The sequence below is a fragment of the Tepidanaerobacter acetatoxydans Re1 genome (assembly GCF_000328765.2).
GTDB classification, from domain to species: Bacteria; Bacillota; Thermosediminibacteria; order Thermosediminibacterales; family Tepidanaerobacteraceae; genus Tepidanaerobacter; species Tepidanaerobacter acetatoxydans.
Window position 1 is genome coordinate 346,835 of the sequence record NC_019954.2, and the last position, 21,541, is coordinate 368,375.

Sequence of the window (21,541 nt, forward strand, 5' to 3'; positions counted from 1 at the left end):
ACTATTACTTGATATACCCTTTTGATTTGAGCTTTGCGATATGCTGTTCCAGTTTCTCCTTAAGGTTAATATCATAATTTTCTTCAAGGACGAACATCATTGAAACGGCTACTTGAGCTACATCCAATAGTTCCTGCGCCATCTTGTCGACTACTTTTTCTTCATCCATCCATACGGTCTCCCCGCTCTTACCACGAAACTTTCCTATTGCTTGAGCAAGTTCACCGGCTTCTTCCATCAGCTTTAAAGCGGTTGATTCAAGAGTCGGAGTAAGACCGTTAAGCTTAGGCAAGCTGATTACTTTATAATCATGATTTTCTGACGGCATCATTCTATATCACCTCACTAGAATTCTGTAAAAGAGTATCATCGGGTTTAATCCATCGAGAAGCAAGAAATGTAAACAATGCGGCTACTACTAATCTTGTAACAAGAAGCAGCAGACCGTTTACACCAAATGCCATAAAAATGGCTGTATCTTCAAAAACAGCGTGAGCAGCTACTAGAAAATATGTTAGTAGATAGAGATCACGGCGGGTAAGTTGGTCTTCCTTTGCTGACTGGAAAATAATACCTGCACCATAAGACAATCCAATGACTATACCGATAACTAAAGGGAATCCTGCTTCTTTTTTCATGCCGTATATTTTCACTAATGGAGAAAAGAGTTGAGCTATTTTATCAAGCACACCCATATCTTTTAAGATTTCCATGACTAACATCAGAGGAATTACTATAAATGCTATTTGTTTAACTGAGTTAAAGCTACCAATAAAAGCTTCTTTAAAAATAATAAACATAATTATTTACCTCCAATAATCTATAACAAAATCTATAACAAGATGTTGAAAACCAGCCCTGAAACTACAGCTAAGGCTACTCTTACTGCTATTACTTTAATGGCGGAGAGGCCTATTTTTTTTGCTAAAGCAGTTTCAACAAGAAGACTGTGGCAAAATGAGAGCATTATCGCCAAAATGGATATCTCTTTAATAGAAAGTGCAAGAGAAGCCATGGCCCCAACGGCAGCATATAAGTTTACGGCATTACCCATAACCAAAACTATCGCTGCCTCTCCCGGCAAACCGAATAAATTCATAATAGGTGCAAAAAGATTCGAAATCCAGCTGATAATCGGGGTATATTTTAGGAATGTGACTATAAAATAAATAGGAACCATAATTTTAGAAAGTTCCCAAGTGATATTAAGCCCTGACATAAGTCCCCGCTTTAATGTGTTTGGTGAAAAACCCTTATTAACATCCTGCAAAAAAAGTTCCTCCAATCCGTATATCCTATTAAATAATTATAACATGGAAGTATCAAAGCGAAAAGTAAATATTTATGAATATTTCGCCTGAATATTTAGGGACGGTTCCTTTTTATTCACCAAGCCATAAAAAACTGTAAGGGTGCCTAGTAGGCACCCTTACATTACTCCGCTGTCGACAAAAGTTCTGACAAAGACACAATCTCAAAACCCTTTTCCCACAGACCTTCGATAATCCTGGGCAAAGCCCCCAATGTTCCTTGTCTCCCTTCGTGCAGCAGTATAATAGCTCCGTTATTCGCCTTTTCTATCACGTGTCGAGCTATTTGCTCCGAATCATCTTTTTGCCAATCCTGCGGGTCTACACACCATAAAACTGTGGTTAAATTATGTTTTTTAGCTGTTTCTATTACTGAGTCATTAAAACTACCGAATGGCGGTCTAAAAAATCTTATATCAGTTTCCCTGGCAATTTTTTCAATAGTTTCCAGACTTTTTATAAGGTCAGTTTCAATTGAATCTATGCTCATGTTTGTGAGCTTTTTATGGTTATATGAGTGAATTCCGATTTCGTAGCCGTTGTCAATAATCATTTTTGCATCATCAGGGTATTTTTCTACTTGAACTCCAATTAGGAAGAAAGTAGCTCGGATATCATATGCTTTCAGTATTTCAATATATTTTTCGGTCAATAAATAAGGTCCGTCATCGAAAGTAATGGCAACCTGCTTTATATCTTCAGAGCCGTGACGAATAAATTTTGATGCCAGCACAGATTTTGAAAGTGGGGGCAAAGCTTTAGGCCCTCGGTCTTGAAGTTGCTTTAACTGCTTAAGCTCCATTTCGTCCAAAAAAGCAGTATTATTTTCATCATTTATGTTTAATTGTTGCGCTGATGTGCTAGCTACAATTTTATCAGCCTGTCCGGTACTGATTTGACAGGGGAAAGTGCAGAAGGAAAAGAATACTGCAAAGAGAATGCATATGATATATTTCAGATATGAGATTTGAGTTTCTTTTTGCTTTTTAAGATTTAACTGCATCTTTTTTAGCCCCCTGTTACTTACCAAAATATAAATGAAAAATATGCTCTCTATCTTTATAATACTGCATTATGGGTTAAAAAGCGTTGGTATTTTATTACATTATCATTACAAAATATAAATTTAATTTAATTTATTTCAAAATTTGTGCTAAGTATTGTATAATTTATCCAGAGCAAATAACTTTTTATCAGTTAGCATCAAATATGAAATATTCGTCAAGAAAAAGTTCCAAAGCATGGATGTGCTAAGAAGGGATAGACTGCCGGTATTTGCAAAATCAATCGCGGATAACCGGATAAAAACTCATTGCTTGTATCGAAACACGTTTAAAAAATAATAAAAATAGAAGGTGATACAATGAAAAAAATACTTATTTTAATCTTTACCTTATTACTGCTTATACCTACACCGGTGTTAGCTACAGAAACAGACGACCTGATTCAGATTCACAAAGATATAACAATAGATTCTAATGAGGTTGTAACGAGTGATATTATTGCCATAATGGGTGATATCAGAGTAGACGGTAAGGTAACCGGAGACGTAGTGGCGATTTTAGGCGATATAAGAGTTAATGGCGAGGTCACAGGCGACGTTACTGCCGTAGGCGGACGGGTAATTAGAGGGGAAACCTCTAAAATCTACGGCAAGACAACCGAAGTAAAGATATCAGGGGTAAAAAATATAGTAAACGATATTACACGGCAAGGCACAAACCGAAGATACATTTGGTTTAAAATTGTGCGATTTCTCGGGCTTTTGGCTGTAGGAATTCTTGTTATAATCCTATTTCCCAATAGCATAAAGATGGCATCCGGTGCTGTTGAAAAAGAAGTGGGCAGAAAGATGCTCATTGGTCTTGCAATTCTCTTACTAACACCCGTTATGTTGCTGCTCTTATTTATTACGTTGATAGGAATTCCTTTAATTCCCATATTGTTGCTACTTCTGTATGCCGCGGGATTTTTCGGGTATCTGTGCATCAGTATCTTTATTGGTAGAAAATTAAATGAGCACTTGAAAATGAAATCTGAGATTTTGCTTGAATTTGCACTTGGTGCACTGCTTCTTTGGCTGATTAATTTAGTACCTTTCATAGGCGGTTTAACTTCTGCAATAGTTTTGATTACGTCTTTGGGCATTACTGCGGAAACTCGATTTGGGACAAAAAGGTCAACAGAATAGACAAAAGCAAAAAAATAACAGTTATAGAAATATACTAAATCAAGATTAAATGCTATAATATTTATAATGATAAAAAGGTATGCTGGGGTGGGGAAATGTCATTACAGCTTTTTGAGCTTTTCAAAGGTTTTCGTTTAATGGACTTATTGGATATAGCTATTGTAGCTTTTGTTTCATATAAAGCCATACAATTAATTCAAGGAACCCGAGCTGTACAGCTTTTAAAGGGTTTGGTTGTGCTGGTCGTTTCTACAAAGTTAAGCGAATGGCTGGGACTTTATACAATAAATTGGATTTTAAGAAATGCTATGACAGTAGGTGTTATAGCACTTCTTGTTGTTTTCCAGCCAGAACTCAGGAGAGCCTTAGAACAACTGGGAAGAGGGAGGTTTTTCTCAACACCGCTATTAGGATTGGGCGAAGTAGAGATGAACAAGGTTATTGACTATATTGCAAGCGCTGCTGAGGAATTATCTAAGGAAAAAACCGGAGCACTTATTGTAATGGAAAAACAAACAGGGCTTAATGAATATATTGAAACCGGTGTTAAAATTGAGGGCTTTGTTTCGGCTGAACTCCTGATAAATATATTTGTACCAAATACTCCTTTACATGACGGTGCGGTTGTAATAAGAAATGACAGAATAATGGCGGCAGGATGTTACCTGCCACTTACCGAAAATCCAAATCTAAGCAAGGAACTGGGTACCAGGCATCGTGCTGCTTTAGGCGTTACTGAAGAATCCGATGCCGTAGCCATTGTTGTTTCAGAAGAAACCGGTGTTATTTCAGTAGCTGAAGATGGTAAACTCAGCCGTTATCTTGATATAAAGACTCTTAAGAATATGTTAAAAGACATATATGAAATAAAAGATAAAAAACCATCCCTATGGTACTGGAGGAAGGATAATGCATAAATTTTTTGCTAATGATACGGCTGTCAAAGTTCTTTCAATTATTGTTGCCATTGTTATGTGGCTGTATGTAATGAATGAACAAAACCCCCAAGTTACCTATGTAGTCAGGGATGTACCCGTTAAACTGTCAAATCTGGATGAGGATAAGTTTGCCTTAAAAGACGAATCATCTCAATTTACAGTAAATGTGAAAGTCAGGGGGCGCCGCAGCTTGGTGACCGATCTAAAACCAAATGATATTAGTGCTGAAGTAAGCATGCGGGGACGTATGGAAGGCGATAATTTAATTCGCGTTGATGTGGTTGTACCGCCGAACATAGAGCTTATCGATGTCTTGCCAAGGGAAATTATGGTGACTTTAGAGGCTGTTATTGAAGAGCAAAGACCTGTTACGGTAGAAGTAGTCGGAACACCGGCACAAGGCTTTGCGGCAGGCAAACCGCAAGTCAAGCCTCAGGAAGTTGTCATTAAAGGTCCGCGAAGCATTGTTAATGCAGTAAAGAAAATATCAACGACAATTGATATATCGGACAAAGACAGTACAGTTATCAGTACCCTTCCATTTATGGTTCTTGACGGCCAAGGCAATGAACAAAAAAGAATTACATTTAGACCTGATGTGGTCGAGGTCACGGTGCCTATTGTTCCCGTCAGCAATGTGCAAGTTTTACCGAATATAAGGGGTAATCCCCCCGAAGGCTATATAATCAGAGATGTAAGAATAGACCCACCGTCAATAACGGTGACCGGAAGTGCCGATATATTAAACAATCTTCAGTCCATAAACACCGAACCGATAAATATTCAAGGTGAAATGTCAACGGTTTCAGTGAATGTAAATTTAATTTTGCCAAAAGGGATTACAATCTTTGATGAAGAAGTTCAATCAGCACAGGTTACTATTGAGATTGAAAAATTGGCAACTACTACTTTGAATATTAAGTCGGATAAAATTGCTATAGAAGGTGCTGATTCAGGATTAAATGCAGAACTAGAACATGATAGAGATATTATATTGACAGTAAGTGGTCCTGAGAGTATTATTGATAAGGTAAATGAAAACATGGTGAAGTTAAATGTAGATATTACCGGCCTTACAGAAGGCGAGCATTTGGTAAAGATTCGAGCGGATATATCAAGACCCTACAGAATTATTAAAATAGAGCCAAGCGAAATTATTGCTACTATTAGCAGTCTTTTACGGTAAAAAGGAGGAAACTCAATGAAGTCCAGGCTATTTGGAACAGATGGGGTTAGAGGTGTAGCAAACAAAGACCTTTCACCGCTTTTAGCTTTTAAGCTGGGTCGAGCAGGCGCACAAGTTTTATCTAAGCTTCACAAAAAACCCATTATGGTAGTTGGTAAGGATACAAGGATATCGGGAGATTTACTGGAAGCTGCATTGATAGCCGGTATGTGTTCACAAGGTGCGGATGTTTTAAAGGTAGGAATTATGCCAACTCCTGCCATTGCCTATCTTACACGCCACTTTAACGCAGATGCCGGTGTAGTGATCTCTGCATCTCATAATCCATTCGAATATAATGGGATTAAGTTTTTTGATAAAAATGGTTATAAATTACCTGATGCCATGGAAGACGAAATCGAAGCACTGCTTGAGGATACTAATGGAGAAATAAAAAACCCTATAGGCTCAGATGTGGGAAAAACTTACACAGAAGATGCAATAAGACCCTATGTGGATTTTATAAAATCGGTGATAGATAAAAAACTTAAATTTAGGGGTTTAAAAGTAGCCTTAGATTGTGCCAATGGAGCATCTTACCAAGTGGCACCCATAATTTTAGAGGAATTAGGCGCAGATGTTCATATAATAAACAATCAACCTGATGGTACTAACATAAATGTTAATTGTGGTTCCACACATCCTGAGAGCCTTTGCAAATATGTTAGAGAAATAAGGGCTGATGTAGGCCTATCCTTCGATGGAGATGCAGACCGACTGATAGCTGTTGATGAAAAAGGTGAAATAGTAGATGGAGACCATATAATGGCCATTTGTGGGGTGCACCTGAAAAGTCGCGGACTTTTAAAAAATGAAACCGTAGTTTCCACTGTAATGAGTAATATGGGATTAGAAGTAGCCTTAAAGAATGCAGGTATACAAATGATGCGGGCGAAAGTAGGTGACCGCTATGTTCTTGAGGAAATGTTAAGCAGTGGTTACAATTTTGGCGGGGAACAATCAGGTCATATCATTTTTCTGGATTATAACACTACCGGTGATGGAATCCTAACCGGAGTGAAACTTATTGATGTAATGGTGAATGAAAATAAAACTCTTTCAGAGCTAAGGCAGATAATGAAGGTATACCCTCAAATACTTATAAATGTGACAGTGGCAGACAAATCCGGCTATGATAGCAATAAACGCATTCAAGAAATCATAGCAGAGAACCAAGAGCTTTTGGGTGAAAAAGGCAGAATTCTAGTTCGCCCGTCAGGTACTGAACCGCTGATTCGTGTAATGGTAGAAGGTGAACAGCAAGATTTAATTGAAAAAGTTGCAAAATCTGTTGCTGAAGTGATAGAACAAGAACTGAGATAAATAAAAAAAGAAGTGAATAATTGGGGCCTGACCCCAATTATTCACAATTTTATATAGGTGGTGTCAAAAGTGAAGGTAATAATCGCCGGAGCCGGCGATATAGGAACTGAGCTTGCAAAACGGTTAATTGCAGACAATCATGATGTGGTAGTTTTGGAAAAAGACAGTGAAAAGATTTCAAGCCTTTCAAATAAATTGGATGCTATGTTATTACAGGAAACCGGTGAACGCATCTCTGCTTTAGTTGATGCCGGCGTTGAAGAGGCCGATGTATTTATTGCTGTTACTGATAGTGATGAATTAAATATTATGTTTTGCATGATTGCAAAAAAACTAGCTAATATCAAAACCGTAGCACGAGTGAGAAACCCGGAATATACCAGCCATAAAATGTTGCTTACTAGCGAGCAGCTGGGCATAGATATTATGATTGATCCTGAAGGATTGACGGCTCTGGAGATAGCCAAACTCATAAAAAATCCCGATGTCAATGAAATCGAATACTTTGCCGGAGGAAAAATAGAACTCATAGCTCTTAGGGTCGACAAAGAATCCGAGCTGATAAATCAGCCGCTTACGATTTTACCGGTATCTCCGGATTACTTTGTTGTTGGAATTTTCCGCGAAAATGGCCAAATTGTCATTCCGAAGGGTGAGGATAAGTTTTTGCCTAATGACATGGTGTATGTCATAAAAAAGACCGGCACGCTTACTGAATTTAGCAGTATGGTAAGAAGTGAAAAAAAACGGGTTAAAAATGTGATGATTCTGGGCGGAGGGAAAATTGGGTTTAAGTTGGCTAAGATTTTGGAAGGTTACAAGAAAAATTCAATGACTATAAAACTGGTAGAAAAATCTGCCCAAAAGTGTCACATTCTAAGCGACCATCTTAATAAGACTCTGGTTTTAAATGCAGATGTAGCGGATATAAATTTTTTAAAAGACGAAAATATAGAGAGTGTAGATGTATTAGTATCTGTAACAGGGTCGGATGAATTAAATATTCTTACATCTATTTTAGGTAAAAAACTAGGCACATCTAAAACAATTGTCGAGATTAACAAACCGGACTATGAAATACTGATGCAGACACTGGGCATCGATTCCTATATAAGTCCGCGGTTATTAGTAGCAGGAAGGCTTTCTCAGCTTTTTAGAAAGTCAAGTATCATATCAGAGACATTTTTAAAGGATGGAAGAGCTGAAATAATTGAACTTGCCGCTGCTGATGATTCTCCTTTAATCAATCAGCAGTTAAAAGCGCTGCGTCTATCAGCACAAGGCATTATTATCGGTGCAATACTAAGAAACGGCAAAGCTGTCATCCCAAGAGGAAACGATGTTATTTTACCTAAAGACCGATTAATAATCTTTACTCAGTCTGAAAATGTCAAGCAGGTGGAACGGCTTTTTTGTGCCTTCGGAACAGCCAAGAAGCACCAAGGAATACATGAAGGGATGATAGCTAATTGAACTTAAATACTGTACGCTATATTCTTGGCACTTTACTGATCGTTTTAGGAATTTCCATGGTTCCATCTCTGGGATGGTCGATTTATTATGGTGACAGCGATATCAATGCTTTTTTATTTTCAATCGTTGCCGCAATAATAGTTGGAGTGTTGCTGCGAGTGAAAACTTACTTGAGAAAAGATTTAGGCCTTAGAGAAGGCTTTCTTATTGTCACATTAGGTTGGATATTGGCCGGTATTTTTGGAGCATTGCCATTTGTGTTTTATGGCGCGGTGGATACTTTTATCGATGGATTTTTTGAAGCGATATCAGGTTTTACGACTACCGGAGCCACGGTAATAAACAATGTGGAAGCACTTCCTCACGGAATACTCTTTTGGCGAAGTTTTACTCACTGGCTGGGCGGCATGGGAATTATAGTGCTTTTCCTGGCTATCCTTCCGGGAGTAGGTGCCGGAGGATTTCATATGTTTCGTGCAGAGGTTCCCGGGCCTTCAGTTTCGAAACTATCTTCCAAGATAGCAAATACGGCAAAAATATTATGGCGCATATATATGGGGTTGACGATACTTCAAACCATATTATTGATGGTAGCCGGCCTTGATTTATTCGATTCACTGACACATACATTCGGCACAGTTGCAACCGGAGGTTTTTCCACGCGAGCTTTGAGCGTAGGTGCCTTTAAAAATCCTGCAGCAGAAATTATAATATTAATATTTATGGCAATGTCCGGGGTAAATTTCAGCCTTTATTATTATCTGCTTAAGCGCCAGTGGGATCGAGTATTTGGAGATGAGGAGCTGAAATTTTACTTAGGAGTAATCATCGTTACAACTCTTTTAATTGCATGGAATATCAGAGGATTAATTCCATTAAAGACCGACCTTTTTAGGACAAGTGCGTTTCAAGTGGTTTCAATAATGACCACTACCGGATATGCTACTGCAAATTTTGACCTTTGGCCTGCATTTTCTAAAATGTTACTGTTGCTGCTTATGTTTTTTGGAGGATGTGCCGGTTCTACCGGCGGTGCCATAAAACAAATCAGGATGCTGATTTTATTCAAATACTGCAGGCGAGAGTTAACCCATACACTTCACCCTAAAGCTGTAGTCCCGGTAAAAATAGGAGGCAAACCTATTCCCGATGATGTCCTGAGAAATATTTTGGCATTTAGTTATATATATATAGCCTTATTTGTGCTAGGCTCGTTATTCATAGCGATGTTGGGCGAAGACATGATAACATCGGTTTCATCTGTAGCAGCTACACTGGGCAACATAGGTCCGGGGCTTGGCAGTGTGGGTCCCGAATCTACTTTTAGCGAAATCCCACAAATTGGAAAACTTGTCCTCAGCTTTCTTATGTTAATGGGAAGGCTTGAGATATTTACAGTGATGCTGTGCTTTACTCCAAGTTTTTGGCAGGGAGTTACAATCTTTGGTAAACCCAAGGACTATTCACTGCGGAAAGACCACTCAATTTAAAATTGAATATTTTGGGTCTATGTTAAAATGAAAACAACTTGTCATCCTGAACGCAGTGAAGGCTCTTTGCAAGGATTAAATAAGATTCTTCGCTGCGCTCACAATGACAGCAGTATATAGCAAAATGACAGACCTCTGAATAATAACGACGTTATCATGGAACGAATAAATATAATTTTTTTTTGGTGTTGACAAGAAAACAAGCAAATGTTAAAATTTTATCAAATGGTCATGAAGGCCATAAAGTGTTATACAGATGTAAAAATATAAGGCATGCAAAAACTACCATAAATTATATTATTTAAAAGCTATTATAAAAATCTTATAAATACTTTGAATTAAACCATGAAGGTTAAGCTGTTTGGCTGAATGAAACGGCTTTGTTCATGGTTTTATTTTTCCCTAAATAATAAATCAGATTGGAGTGTTTGAACTTGAGAAATGATAATCTATACCAGATAGCGCTTGCTGGTGTGTTTACTGCCTTTGGAATTGTACTGCCGATGATGTTTCACGTGCTAGGGCTTGGTTCAACCTTTTTGCCAATGCACATACCGGTTTTACTTTCGGGATTTTTCTTGGATGCGCCTGTTGCGGGAGCGGTAGGAGCGTTGACGCCAATTTTAAGTTCTGTTTTTACCGGCATGCCTCCGGCTTTTCCGGTAATGCCCTATATGGTTTTTGAACTTGCAGCCTATGGTTATATGACAAGTTTTATGTATAGAAAACTGCGTCAGAATGTTTATGTATCCTTAGTCGGCAGTATGGTTTTCGGACGCATTGTATCAGGCATTGCCGTATGGGTGCTTACAGCCTTTTTCGGCGCCAAATTTCCCACGCCCGTAGCTTTTATTGCTGCAAGTATTACAAATGGCTTGCCCGGAATAGCAATTCAACTGATATTTATTCCGGCAGTAGTTTTGCTGCTTAAAAAATATCAAATGAGGGCAACCGGGAGGGATACCCTTGAACCATAAGGACTTCTTCAATGAAGTGGCGGATAAATGGGACGAAATGTGCCATCATAATGAAGCAAAACTTAGATATATAACTAAGATGGCAGGAATATCTAATGGAGATTGCATTTTGGATGTAGGTACAGGAACCGGCGTGATGATCCCATATATATATGAAATGATAGGCGATGAGGGAGAAATTATAGCCATCGACCTTGCAGAAAAGATGCTTGAAGTTGCAAGACAAAAATATCCTTTTAACAATGTTCGTTTTGTTCTGGGAGATATTTATGATGCAGCTCTCCCTGAAACCCATTTTGACGTTATAATGTGCTACTCGGTTTTTCCTCACTTTCAAGACAAACCGACAGTGATATCTCATATGGCAGGCCTTCTAAAGTCCGGCGGCAGGCTTGTAATAGCTCACTCTCAGAGCAGGAGAGCTATAAACGAGCTTCACGCAGAAAGTTCTGATGCGGTAAATAGCGATGACCTTCCTGAAGCAGATGTTATAAAAGGATTTATGAAAGAGACAGGGCTTAAACCTGTATTTGCCGAAGACAATGATGAGATGTTTATACTTATCGGTAAAAAATAAATAATTAAGTCGCAAAGACTGTAATAATGAAACTGTAATGAGCAGTCTTGAGATTGGTGAGCTGTGCTCATATCGATATCATTTATACCAAATCATTTAAGGAGAGATTTTTTATGGATGAACAGCTTTGGCAAAAATGTGTAGAATTTCACGGCCACGAATGTCCGGGCCTTGCTATCGGATTTAAGGCATGTGAGGCGGCAAGGAAAAAACTTGGTATTAGTTTTTCTAAAGATGAAGAAATAGTTTGTGTGACAGAAAATGATGCGTGCGGAGTTGATGCAGTTCAGGTTATTACAGGATGTACATTAGGCAAAGGGAATCTAATATACCGCGGTACCGGCAAACAGGCATTTACCTTCTTTCGCCGGGATACAGGGCAAAAATTGCGTATCATATTAAAACCCAGGGATGATAATGATAAACTGTCAAAGGATGAGCGTAAGAAAGTTATCATGGAAAGCCCTGTTGAAGAACTATTTGAATTTAAGAATCCCAGTTTTGATTTGCCAAAGAAGGCTCGCATATTTAATACAATAAAATGTGTAAAATGCGGTGAAGGAGCTCCGGAACACAAAATACGCATAACGGATAATAAGCCTGTGTGCCTAGATTGTTTTGAGGATTATTCGAGAGGTTGGTAAGCCTTGAAAGTGGATTTAGATAACCTTGATGAAAAAACAAAACATTTGAGCAGGAGATTTAATATGAAAAAATCAAAAACAAGTAAACTGTTTGCTGCATGCGTGCTTACGATTGTAATTTTTGGCATGGCCGGCTGCGGCACAAAAACCACAGAAAAAAGTTTAGGCGGCACCGGCGAACAAAGTGCGCCATTGGTAATATGTCTGGAAGGCGGGGATTGGGGGTTTCCTTCTCCATTTGCTCACTATTCTCGGGGACCGGGTGCATCAAAAATGCGTCTTATCTATGACAGCCTTCTGGAGAAAGGAGAAGAAGGTCTTATTCCATGGCTGGCAAGGGAATGGACTATATCCCCGGACGGTAGGGAGTATACCTTTGTTTTAAACTCTAAAGTCAAATGGCATGATGGGAAGATGCTTACCGTCCAAGATGTAAAGTTTTCTTTCGAGTATTTTATGAAACATCCTCCGGTTTCCGATAGTTTGTTTATTGACGGAAAACCATTTATTGAAAAAATAGAGGTTATTGATGAAAGCCAAGTAAAAATAGTGGTAAAAGAGCCTAACGCTACAGTATTGGATAGATTGGGGATTGTCAGGATAATTCCGGAGCACATCTGGAAGGACATAGATGACCCCAAAAAAGTAATGGATTTGGATAAATTAGTAGGATGCGGCCCGTACATACTTACGGATTATAGTCAGGAGCAGGGCAAGTATCGATTCCAAGCATTTAAAGATTACTGGGGACGGAAGCCTCGGGTAGATGTAATTGAATTTATCCCGGTAAGCGATCCGGTGCTGGCTTTCGAAAACGGAGAAATAGATCTTTTGGATGTTCCGCCGGATATAATTGATCGGTATGAAAACAATAAAGAATTTAAAATCCTTAAAAGTCCGGCCTTCTGGGGTTATAAACTCCTGTTTAACATGGAGAAAAAACCGGAATTGGCGGATATAAACGTAAGAAAAGCTATTGCCCATGCCGTAGATGTTGATGAACTTATCGAAAAAGTAGCACGAGGTGCGGCGGTTTCGGCAAGCTCCGGATATTTGCCAATTGATCACATATGGTATAATCCCGATGTTACGCGATATGATTTTGATATAGAAAAAGCTAAGGAACTTTTAAACAATAAATTATTAAACCTAGTACTACTAATATCGGACAGTCAACAAGAAGCCAGGATTGCAGAACTTCTTAAAATCAACTTCGCAAAAGCCGGAATCAATATTGATGTTCGCGCAGTGGACATGAAGACCCGTGACAACTGTGTTAAAAACTGTGATTATGAACTTGCCATAATTGGACATGGTGGCTGGGGACGCGATGCCGATTGCCTCAGGGAAGCTTATGCGGCAACTGTAGCTCGTGATGCCGGTCCCGCATCCAATGTAATTTGCGGTTACAGCAATCCTAAGATAAGCCAACTTTGCAAAAAGCAGCTTATAGAACTGGATGAACAAAAAAGAAAATCTATGATAATGGAGCTTCAAAAACTTATATCAGATGAGATACCAATGCTGCCCCTTTACAATACAATTGATTATACGGTCTTTAAACCGGAAAAGTACGACGGATGGGTTCATGTTTTTGACCATCATGCGGTAACTCACAACAAATTATCATATTTGGAACAAGATAAAAAATGAGATATCAAAAAGCCCTGAAATATCTTGTAACATTTTTCTGTATAATCACATTGAACTTCTTCTTGCCCCGAATTATGCCGGGGGACCCCTTCTATTTTTTATCAAGCGAACAGGGAGAAGTAACTGTGACTTATTCTCAAGAAGAAATTGATCGATTTAAAGCATATTACGGTCTGGATAAGCCTGTGCTTGCCCAATACGGTAGCTATCTGAAGGGTATTATCAAAGGGGATTTGGGATATAGCATATATTTTGGCAGTGATGTAAGGACAATTATTAAAAACCGAATCCCTTGGTCTGTTTCCCTGGTATTGCTGTCAGTAATAATAGGAGGCGGTGCCGGCACGCTGTTGGGCTGTTTGTCGGCATGGCAAAGGGGGAAAGGCTCAGATAAGGTCCTCTACGGTATAATGGTCGTAATTTCTGAAATCCCCGCATTTTTAATAGGCATATTTTTCCTGTTTTATTTGGCGGCTCGGCAGGGAATTTTTCCTCTTTCAGGTGGCGCAAAACCCTTTGCAGACTATGCCTCTTGGGCTGATGCGGTTTTAGACATAGTGTATCACGGTTTTTTACCTACTCTGACACTCTCTGCGGTTCAGATGGGCGGATTTTATCTTATAGCCAGAAACAGTATGATTACGGTAATGTCCAAAGATTATATAATCACAGCTAAAGCTAAGGGACTTAGCACAGGGCGCATACTCTTTCGCCACGCCTTATCCAATGCTGCCTTGCCTATTGTAACTCAAGCTTTTTACAGTTTGGGGCAAGCAGTGGGAGGGACTCTATTGGTAGAAAATGTATTTAAGTATCCGGGCCTCGGTTCATTAATGCGACAAGCCGTAATGGTAAGGGATTACCCTTTGATTCAGGGGATTTTTTTGACCGTAACGTTTTTTGTAGTTATCATGAATGCTGTAGTTGATATTTTATATAAAAAGCTTGACCCGAGAATAACTTGATGGTGATAAAAAATGCCTAAAATTGTGAAACAATTTTCCATAGCAGGTAAATTTTCCTTGTCTTTCATAGTCTTAGTATGTTTTATCGCCATATTTGCCCCGATGCTTACGAAACACCCGTGGAATCAGCCAACGGGCGCCTCTTTGGAACCTCCGAACAAAGCTCATATATTGGGCACTGATGATTTGGGTATAGATTTGTGGGCTCAAATATGCTACGGAACGCGAAACAGCATTGTAGTGGGGATTGGAACAGCAATAATTACATGTTTTCTGGGTATAGTACTAGGCGTTGTATCCGGGTATTATGGAGGTATAATTGACCTTGTAATCACAGCCTTAATAGATATGCTTACATCCATACCCAGTTTGCCTATAATGATTGTGACAGGAGCTTTTTTCGGACCAAGCATAAAAAACATTATATTAATATTATCTATTTTATCTTGGGCTATGCCCGCGCGGATTATACGCTCAAAGATTATTTCAGTAAAACAGGAAACTTACATAAAAGTAGCCGAGGGGTATGGAGCAGGATTTTTATACATAACTTACAAACATTTTCTGCCACAGATTTTTCCAATTTCACTTGCAAGTTTTATTAAACTTATAAGCAAGGCCATAGTATCCGAGGCCAGTCTTTCATTTTTAGGCCTAGGGGACCCTACAAGCAAAAGCTGGGGACTTATATTAAATTATGCATTGAATTTTCCCGGCGTATACTTTACTGATTACTGGAAATGGTGGGTTGTATATCCACTATGTTGTATCATATTGCTTGTGCTGGCTACGGCCATTATAGGCAGGGAGTTTGAAAAAATATTAGATACTAAAATTGATTAGATTTTAGAAACCAAAACCGGATTTTTTTAAATAGGGGTATTGCCATGTTAAAAGTTGAAAATCTATCAGTAACCTATAGCGGGGACGGTCAAAAAACCCATGCTGTAAGGGAAGTATCTTTTTCACTAGAGCAGGGGCAATCCATGGGAATCATCGGAGAATCAGGAAGCGGTAAAACCACACTGGGCTTAGCTATAATGGGTATACTCAGCTCAACCGCAAAGGTTACAGGGACAATAGAATATAATAAAATCAATCTAAGAGAGCTTTCCGCAAGTCAGCCGGATATGTATCGATGGAAACACATTGCCATGGTATTTCAAAACGGCCTTGACATATTAAACCCACTTATGACCATAAATGAGCAGATAAAAGAGTGTATTATCCGTCATCTGAAAATAAAAAATCATGAAGCAGATTCTCGAGTAAAAGAACTTCTTGAACAAGTAGGGCTGGACGCCTCGGTGGCAGATAACTTGCCTCATCAGCTGTCGGGAGGTATGCGGCAGAGAGTGCTTATTGCCATGGCCTTGGCATGTGATCCTAAAGTGCTTATAGTTGATGAGCCGACCTCTTCTTTGGATGCCATATCCAAAGCCGAAATCATTGAGCTCTTATCTCGCCTCCAACACCAAAAGCGGTTTGCTATGATTGTAATATCCCATGATTTTTCCGTAATTACACGACTTGCCAGTAAAATGTGTGTGATGTACCGGGGCTGTATCCTTGAAGAAGGATTGACAAGAGATATACTTGAAAACCCATTGCATCCCTATACCCGGGGGCTTATAAATTCATCGCCTTCTTTAAATCCATATCAGGATTTATGGGGAATTCCCCGGGCAGGTGAGGCGACAACCGATGAGGGCTGTTCTTTCTTTCCTCGGTGCAGTCAAAGGTCACAGATATGCAAAAATCAAAAACCTAAACTGGAATATGCATCACTTGAGCGTAAAGTTGCCTGTAATCAAGGTGGAATTATAACACTTTTAGAAGCCTGGGGAATAAATAAAACCTACTCTTTTAAAGGTAATAAGATTTGTGCATGTAAAGACTGTCATATGAGTATTCGTGCAGGCGAGATTATAGCATTGATAGGGCAATCCGGATCAGGTAAAACTACCCTGGCAAGTATTCTCTCGGGTTATTTGGAACCTGAAAGCGGGAATATTGAATTCTTGGGTCAAACAATAAAACAGCATGAATTTACCAGCAAACCAAAAGGCATTCAAATGGTGTTTCAAGACCCGTTTTCATCAATAAACGACCAATTTACAGTACTGCAAGCTGTAAAAGAGCCTCTGGACATATTAAAGCTCTATAATACAGACGAGCGAACGTCTAGAGTAAAGCAAGCCCTTATCGATGTAGAGCTGGCCAGTGATGATACTTTTTTAAACAGGCGATGTTTTACATTAAGCGGTGGGCAACGGCAGCGGGTTGCTATCGCCCGCAGCCTTGTCCTTGAACCAAGACTCCTCATTGCCGATGAGATTAGCTCTATGCTGGATCCCTCCACACAAGCCAATATTTTACGGCTTTTAAAGGGCCTTCAAAACACATTAGGATTTGCCATGATTTATATTACCCATGACCTAGATATTGCAAGAAAAATTGCCGACAAACTGTACATAATGCATAAGGGTGAAATAGTGGAAACAGGTCCGGCCTGGAAAGTATTTGATAATCCCAAAAGTGAGTATACCAGGAAGTTAATGAACAAAGCGGGATTGGCATAAATACATAGTTTTTCATGGAGGGGAAAAGTTTACATTACAAATACAATTTAAGCAGGAAAAATAAATATTTTGTTGAACATTATAATTTAAGTAATAAACAAAATATTATCTTGATATAGAGCATTTGCTAGTCAGAGCCTTATGCACAGAAATCTCCTCAGCGTCATATATGAAAGAGGTTGAAATCATGGGGGAATTTGCGGCGGTAATCACTGCCTTTCTTATTATTCCAATACTGAGCAAGAAAAGAGTGTCTATCGGTATTGCCATCTGCATATCTGCTGTGATTATGGCTCTTTTGGGTGGCTTGGGAATATCGGGATTATTCGCTGTTATCATCAGCACTTTTGCAAACTTTAACAAACTGCAACAATTTATTGTCATTATAGAGATAAGTGTTCTGGGAGCTCTGCTCAGACAGTATAACATAATTGATAAGGTTATTGAGCATTTAACAAAACTTGTGCGGAGCAATCGTGTGACACTTATGTTTATTCCTGCACTGGTGGGATTTTTATCGGTGCCGGGAGGTGCCATTATTTCAGCACCTTTTATAGATCAGCTGGGAGAAGAATCCGGTTTATCAAAAACCTACCGAGCAATCATAAATCTGATTTTCCGCCATATTGCTATGCATATCATGCCGTATACCACAGGCTTTCTACTGGTAGCTTCTCTTGCCCCCGGGATTTCTGTTTATAAGCTGATAGGATTAAATTCTATATTTGTTGTTTTCTATGTTTTATCCGGATACTTTTTGTATGTGCGTCAAGTAAAAACCGAAGCAGAGCCTGCCATGACCGATGCATTGTCAAATCTTTTAAACCTACTAAAATACACTGCACCGGTGTATACCAGCGTCCTGTTAAATCTCATATTCGGCATGCCATTTTATATCGGAATGCTTGCAAATCTTGTTATTGTATATTGGATTAATCCTGAAAAAAGTTTTCTTTCCGATGCGGTCCGGGTTGCTAATATCAATGTAATATATTCGCTTATGGGCGTATATCTTATTCAGGGAATTATCGGTCAAATGGAGTCGCTAATGTCCTTTTTTACTTCTATTTTCAATAACCCTAAGACGATTTTGCCGGGGATTATTGGAACTGCATTTTTTCTAGGCCTTACAACTGGTTTTCAAGCCACATCCTTGGGGGTTGTGCTTCCTATTTTGGCAAGCTTGCCCATATCGGAAAATCGTCTTCTGCTATATTGCCATATGACCTTTGCCTGGGGTTTTGTAGGTTATTTCTTCTCGCCACTACACCTTTGCCAACTTTTTACCTGCGAGTATATGAAGGTGTCAATACAAGATTTATACAAGGATTATTATAAATTTTTTCTGTGCCTTACTGCTACTTTGATAGCAAGTTATTTCATGTTGGGTATGTGGCTGAAATAACTACAGACAAATATAAAACACATAAGATAATAATATGGTAACAAGAACAGGCAGAAAACTAAATGCGACAGCGGTGTTGCCTCCGCTGTCGCATTTAGTTTCTCATCTTTTTATCCATTCTTCATATCTTTCAAAGGGTTCATCGAAGATAACATGACCTGCCAAAGTCTGTTCCTTATTACCTTCTACCAGAAACTGAACTTTTTTTATTCCGGGAAGTTCTGTAAGGGAATTTACTATAGGAATTATAGTCATCATTTCACCTGTAGAACCACCAATGTGTTTTTCAATAAGCTCTTTGGAGAAATTCACATAGGCGATTTCATCCTTTACTTGTACCGATAAAAGCTTGGCTTCTTTTGGTATAGCCGGTGATGCCAACCCGGGCGTTTCAGGTCCCCGCATCAGTTCCTTTATCACAATTACTTCAAGAGGTTCGCTTTTAACGACTTCTCTTTGTTCGGGTACTACGTACATACCCTGCTCATCCGGGAAGTAGAGTGTAATGGTTTCCTTTTTATTACTGATATCCTGATTAATTTGCTTAATATCGTAGCTTTCTAAAAGCCCGTAAGGATTGCCGCTAGGTGCGGTAAGTTCTTCGCCATCTATTAGTATATGAGCTTTTTCTATTCCTTCAAGGCTTGTAACTGTGTTTACCACAGAAATTACAGCCAAACTTTCTGCCATCATTCCCGGAAAATTTGTAAAGTCGTTAGATAAATTTACTGTCGCAATATTATTCTTAACTTCTACATTTAAAAGCTTTGTCCCTTCCGGTATGGTCGATTTCAAACCTTTGGTTTGAGGCCCTTTCAACAACTCTTCCAATGCCAACCTTGGTATTGATTGGCCTTGAGCAGCTTTGATTTCTCTTGTTTCAGTTAGAATCTGGCTGTTATCTTCATTCGTATAATACAAGGTGATTGCCAATGTCTTATTGTTGATTGAGCAGGCGGATACTGCTAATAAAAGACTTAGAACGACAAATGCTACTAAAATTTTTTTCATTTATTTTGCCACCTCTAATCCTTTTTATTGGATATATATCTAATACTATTATATCAAATAATATCAGATAAGGAAAACATAACTTGATATAAAGCATAAACGGCATTGATTGACAAGTGTCATAAAAAATTATTAAATATAAGTGAATGTATATAAAACCAATTATTTGTGCCGCAATGGCATGCCGTGCGGCGGAATGGAGGATAAAATGGATTTTAAAATTAATAGCAATGTAACCTGGGTAGGCAAGATAGATTGGGAACTTAGGACCTTCCATGGTGAGGATTTGTCAACACACCGCGGTTCAAGCTATAACTCTTACCTTGTTCAAGATGAAAAGGTAGCACTTATCGATACGGTTTGGGAGCCTTTTGCCGATGAGTTTATAAATAACCTGAAAAAAGAGATTGATTTAAGCAAAATAGACTATATTATCGCAAATCATGGAGAAATCGATCACAGTGGTGCATTGCCGGCTCTTATGAAGGAAATTCCTGATACGCCGATATATTGCACTCAAAACGGAATTAAATCATTAAAAGGCCAGTACCATCAAGATTGGAATTTTGTGCCTGTAAGAACCGGAGATAAGTTGAATCTCGGCAAAAAAGAAATCATTTTTATAGAAGCTCCGATGCTTCACTGGCCTGACACCATGTTCTCATATCTTACTGGGGACAATATCCTGTTTAGCAATGATGCTTTTGGTCAGCACTATGCGTCAGAGCTCATGTATAATGACCTTGTAAACCAGGCTGAACTGTATCAAGAAGCCATTAAATACTATGCAAATATATTGGCACCATTTAGTAAACTGGTGGGCAAAAAAATAAACGAGGTTTTGAGCCTGAATCTGCCGATTGATATAATATGTCCAAGTCATGGCGTTATTTGGCGAAAAGATCCGATACAGATTGTTGAAAAATATCAAGAATGGGCTGATGACTATCAAGAAAATCAAATAACGATTATATACGATACTATGTGGAACGGCACTAGAAGAATGGCCGAAGCCATAGCTTGCGGAATAAAAGAAGTTAATGAAGATATAACAATAAAATTATTTAATAGTGCTCGCTCAGATACGAATGATATTATTACCGAAGCTTTTAAATCTAAAGCCATCCTAGTAGGTTCCCCTACTGTAAACCGTGTCGTACTTCATTCGATAGCAGGTTTGCTGGGGGCACTGCGAGGGCTTGGCTTTAAAAATAAAAAAGCAGCGGCCTTTGGAACCTACGGTTGGAGCGGCGAATCGGTAAAAATAATTACAGAAGAACTTGAAAGGGCCGGCTTTGAAATAATCGATCAAGGCATAAAAACACTTTGGAATCCTGATGAAGACAGTAAACAAAAATGTGAAGAATTTGGGAAACGGATTGGCGAAATACTAAAGGCATGAACGATTGAACTATATGAGACGGTAATCAATTAAAAACCGTCTCATATCTTTTTTAATGATTTTTTAAAAAAGTATATTGTTTTTTCGCAGTCTACATGATAAAATAATTATACAGGAACATTTGAACAGTTGCTCAAATGTAAAAACGATGGAAGGAGGCTTCCAAACAATGATATATGAACTGGAAGGTCTTGATTGTCCTAATTGTGCAGCTAAAATCGAAAGGGAATTAAAGAAGGTTGAGGGTTTATCGGATGTGACGGTGAACTTTTCTACTCGAACTATTGATATAGAGCAGGAGCTTGAAGGCGAAGTAGTAAAGGTGCTTGAAAAAATAGAACCTGATGTAAGGCTTGTTCCTGAAAATTCAGTTAC

The 21,541-nt window shown here is 38.7% G+C and carries 20 protein-coding genes and 1 pseudogene; 16 read left to right on the forward strand and 5 right to left on the reverse strand.

Features of this window, described 5'->3' with window-relative positions:
• Positions 1 to 4: 4 nt before the first annotated feature.
• The 4 genes from TEPIRE1_RS01595 to TEPIRE1_RS01610 form a co-directional block, all read right to left on the reverse strand.
• The gene (locus TEPIRE1_RS01595; RefSeq protein ID WP_013777444.1) at positions 5 to 331 is read right to left on the reverse strand and encodes a MazG-like family protein; all 327 of its coding nucleotides are present in this window, start codon (positions 329 to 331) and stop codon (positions 5 to 7) included.
• A 1-nt stretch (position 332) separates the two neighbouring features.
• On the reverse strand, positions 333 to 800 hold the full coding sequence (locus TEPIRE1_RS01600) for a nucleoside recognition domain-containing protein (RefSeq protein WP_013777445.1): 468 nt from the start codon (positions 798 to 800) through the stop codon (positions 333 to 335).
• A gap of 32 nt (positions 801 to 832) precedes the next feature.
• A complete protein-coding gene (locus tag TEPIRE1_RS01605; RefSeq protein ID WP_013777446.1) occupies positions 833 to 1,270 on the reverse strand; it encodes a nucleoside recognition domain-containing protein in 438 nt (145 codons plus the stop codon).
• 164 nt (positions 1,271 to 1,434) lie between these two features.
• Positions 1,435 to 2,313, reverse strand: a complete 879-nt coding sequence (locus tag TEPIRE1_RS01610) for a polysaccharide deacetylase family protein (RefSeq protein ID WP_013777447.1) — start codon at positions 2,311 to 2,313, stop codon at positions 1,435 to 1,437.
• Between the two features lie 360 nt (positions 2,314 to 2,673).
• Between TEPIRE1_RS01610 and TEPIRE1_RS01615 the strand changes: the two genes are divergently transcribed.
• From TEPIRE1_RS01615 to TEPIRE1_RS01680, 14 genes are all read left to right on the forward strand, one after another.
• Positions 2,674 to 3,501: a bactofilin family protein gene (locus TEPIRE1_RS01615; protein WP_013777448.1), complete on the forward strand. Its 828-nt coding sequence runs from the start codon at positions 2,674 to 2,676 to the stop codon at positions 3,499 to 3,501.
• A 95-nt stretch (positions 3,502 to 3,596) separates the two neighbouring features.
• On the forward strand, positions 3,597 to 4,418 hold the full coding sequence (gene cdaA / locus TEPIRE1_RS01620) for a diadenylate cyclase CdaA (RefSeq protein ID WP_013777449.1): 822 nt from the start codon (positions 3,597 to 3,599) through the stop codon (positions 4,416 to 4,418).
• Positions 4,411 to 5,625, forward strand: a complete 1,215-nt coding sequence (locus tag TEPIRE1_RS01625; protein ID WP_013777450.1) for a CdaR family protein — start codon at positions 4,411 to 4,413, stop codon at positions 5,623 to 5,625. Before cdaA ends, TEPIRE1_RS01625 begins: the two co-directional genes overlap by 8 nt.
• A 15-nt stretch (positions 5,626 to 5,640) precedes the next feature.
• Positions 5,641 to 6,987, forward strand: coding sequence for a phosphoglucosamine mutase (glmM, locus tag TEPIRE1_RS01630; protein WP_013777451.1), 1,347 nt, complete (start codon positions 5,641 to 5,643; stop codon positions 6,985 to 6,987).
• A 69-nt stretch (positions 6,988 to 7,056) separates the two neighbouring features.
• Positions 7,057 to 8,460, forward strand: a complete 1,404-nt coding sequence (gene trkA, locus TEPIRE1_RS01635) for a Trk system potassium transporter TrkA (protein ID WP_013777452.1) — start codon at positions 7,057 to 7,059, stop codon at positions 8,458 to 8,460.
• On the forward strand, positions 8,457 to 9,950 hold the full coding sequence (locus TEPIRE1_RS01640) for a TrkH family potassium uptake protein (protein WP_013777453.1): 1,494 nt from the start codon (positions 8,457 to 8,459) through the stop codon (positions 9,948 to 9,950). The genes trkA and TEPIRE1_RS01640 overlap by 4 nt, the downstream gene beginning before the upstream one ends.
• A 434-nt stretch (positions 9,951 to 10,384) precedes the next feature.
• Positions 10,385 to 10,927 (forward strand): ECF transporter S component, encoded by a 543-nt coding sequence (locus tag TEPIRE1_RS01645; RefSeq protein ID WP_013777454.1) that lies wholly within the window; start codon positions 10,385 to 10,387, stop codon positions 10,925 to 10,927.
• Positions 10,917 to 11,504 carry a class I SAM-dependent methyltransferase gene (locus TEPIRE1_RS01650; protein ID WP_013777455.1) on the forward strand — a complete coding sequence of 196 codons (588 nt, stop codon included), beginning with the start codon at positions 10,917 to 10,919 and terminating at the stop codon, positions 11,502 to 11,504. The genes TEPIRE1_RS01645 and TEPIRE1_RS01650 overlap by 11 nt, the downstream gene beginning before the upstream one ends.
• Positions 11,505 to 11,617: 113 nt before the next feature.
• Positions 11,618 to 12,148: an FmdE family protein gene (locus TEPIRE1_RS01655; RefSeq protein ID WP_013777456.1), complete on the forward strand. Its 531-nt coding sequence runs from the start codon at positions 11,618 to 11,620 to the stop codon at positions 12,146 to 12,148.
• 63 nt (positions 12,149 to 12,211) lie between these two features.
• A complete protein-coding gene (locus tag TEPIRE1_RS01660) occupies positions 12,212 to 13,801 on the forward strand; it encodes an ABC transporter substrate-binding protein (protein WP_013777457.1) in 1,590 nt (529 codons plus the stop codon).
• Positions 13,798 to 14,766, forward strand: a complete 969-nt coding sequence (locus tag TEPIRE1_RS01665; RefSeq protein ID WP_013777458.1) for an ABC transporter permease — start codon at positions 13,798 to 13,800, stop codon at positions 14,764 to 14,766. The genes TEPIRE1_RS01660 and TEPIRE1_RS01665 overlap by 4 nt, the downstream gene beginning before the upstream one ends.
• Before the next feature lie 12 nt (positions 14,767 to 14,778).
• Positions 14,779 to 15,609 (forward strand): ABC transporter permease, encoded by an 831-nt coding sequence (locus TEPIRE1_RS01670; RefSeq protein WP_015294871.1) that lies wholly within the window; start codon positions 14,779 to 14,781, stop codon positions 15,607 to 15,609.
• Between the two features lie 44 nt (positions 15,610 to 15,653).
• Positions 15,654 to 17,348, forward strand: a complete 1,695-nt coding sequence (locus TEPIRE1_RS01675; protein WP_013777460.1) for an ABC transporter ATP-binding protein — start codon at positions 15,654 to 15,656, stop codon at positions 17,346 to 17,348.
• 187 nt (positions 17,349 to 17,535) lie between these two features.
• The gene (locus TEPIRE1_RS01680) at positions 17,536 to 18,753 is read left to right on the forward strand and encodes a DUF401 family protein (RefSeq protein ID WP_013777461.1); all 1,218 of its coding nucleotides are present in this window, start codon (positions 17,536 to 17,538) and stop codon (positions 18,751 to 18,753) included.
• Between the two features lie 102 nt (positions 18,754 to 18,855).
• On the opposite strand, the gene TEPIRE1_RS01685 is transcribed toward TEPIRE1_RS01680, so the two are convergent.
• Positions 18,856 to 19,764, reverse strand: coding sequence for a GerMN domain-containing protein (locus tag TEPIRE1_RS01685; protein WP_013777462.1), 909 nt, complete (start codon positions 19,762 to 19,764; stop codon positions 18,856 to 18,858).
• A gap of 208 nt (positions 19,765 to 19,972) precedes the next feature.
• Here TEPIRE1_RS01685 and TEPIRE1_RS01690 point away from each other — a divergent pair, with 208 nt between their 5' ends.
• Positions 19,973 to 21,166: an anaerobic nitric oxide reductase flavorubredoxin gene (locus TEPIRE1_RS01690; protein WP_013777463.1), complete on the forward strand. Its 1,194-nt coding sequence runs from the start codon at positions 19,973 to 19,975 to the stop codon at positions 21,164 to 21,166.
• Positions 21,167 to 21,335: 169 nt separating this feature from the next.
• Positions 21,336 to 21,494 (forward strand): annotated as a pseudogene (locus tag TEPIRE1_RS14545) (cation transporter); the annotation flags it as partial.
• Positions 21,495 to 21,541 lie beyond the last annotated feature (47 nt).

What these genes read in the sequence shown, in the direction of transcription:
- TEPIRE1_RS01670 (WP_015294871.1), top strand. Translation starts at nt 14,779, where the DNA reads ATGCCTAAAATTGTGAAACAATTTTCCATAGCAGGTAAATTTTCCTTG.
- TEPIRE1_RS01665 (WP_013777458.1), top strand. Translation starts at nt 13,798, where the DNA reads ATGAGATATCAAAAAGCCCTGAAATATCTTGTAACATTTTTCTGTATA.
- TEPIRE1_RS01610 (WP_013777447.1), bottom strand. Translation starts at nt 2,313, where the DNA reads ATGCAGTTAAATCTTAAAAAGCAAAAAGAAACTCAAATCTCATATCTG.
- TEPIRE1_RS01690 (WP_013777463.1), top strand. Translation starts at nt 19,973, where the DNA reads ATGGATTTTAAAATTAATAGCAATGTAACCTGGGTAGGCAAGATAGAT.
- TEPIRE1_RS01660 (WP_013777457.1), top strand. Translation starts at nt 12,212, where the DNA reads ATGAAAAAATCAAAAACAAGTAAACTGTTTGCTGCATGCGTGCTTACG.
- TEPIRE1_RS01600 (WP_013777445.1), bottom strand. Translation starts at nt 800, where the DNA reads ATGTTTATTATTTTTAAAGAAGCTTTTATTGGTAGCTTTAACTCAGTT.
- TEPIRE1_RS01625 (WP_013777450.1), top strand. Translation starts at nt 4,411, where the DNA reads ATGCATAAATTTTTTGCTAATGATACGGCTGTCAAAGTTCTTTCAATT.
- TEPIRE1_RS01595 (WP_013777444.1), bottom strand. Translation starts at nt 331, where the DNA reads ATGATGCCGTCAGAAAATCATGATTATAAAGTAATCAGCTTGCCTAAG.
- TEPIRE1_RS01685 (WP_013777462.1), bottom strand. Translation starts at nt 19,764, where the DNA reads ATGAAAAAAATTTTAGTAGCATTTGTCGTTCTAAGTCTTTTATTAGCA.
- glmM (WP_013777451.1), top strand. Translation starts at nt 5,641, where the DNA reads ATGAAGTCCAGGCTATTTGGAACAGATGGGGTTAGAGGTGTAGCAAAC.
- TEPIRE1_RS01675 (WP_013777460.1), top strand. Translation starts at nt 15,654, where the DNA reads ATGTTAAAAGTTGAAAATCTATCAGTAACCTATAGCGGGGACGGTCAA.
- TEPIRE1_RS01655 (WP_013777456.1), top strand. Translation starts at nt 11,618, where the DNA reads ATGGATGAACAGCTTTGGCAAAAATGTGTAGAATTTCACGGCCACGAA.
- TEPIRE1_RS01615 (WP_013777448.1), top strand. Translation starts at nt 2,674, where the DNA reads ATGAAAAAAATACTTATTTTAATCTTTACCTTATTACTGCTTATACCT.
- TEPIRE1_RS01680 (WP_013777461.1), top strand. Translation starts at nt 17,536, where the DNA reads ATGGGGGAATTTGCGGCGGTAATCACTGCCTTTCTTATTATTCCAATA.
- cdaA (WP_013777449.1), top strand. Translation starts at nt 3,597, where the DNA reads ATGTCATTACAGCTTTTTGAGCTTTTCAAAGGTTTTCGTTTAATGGAC.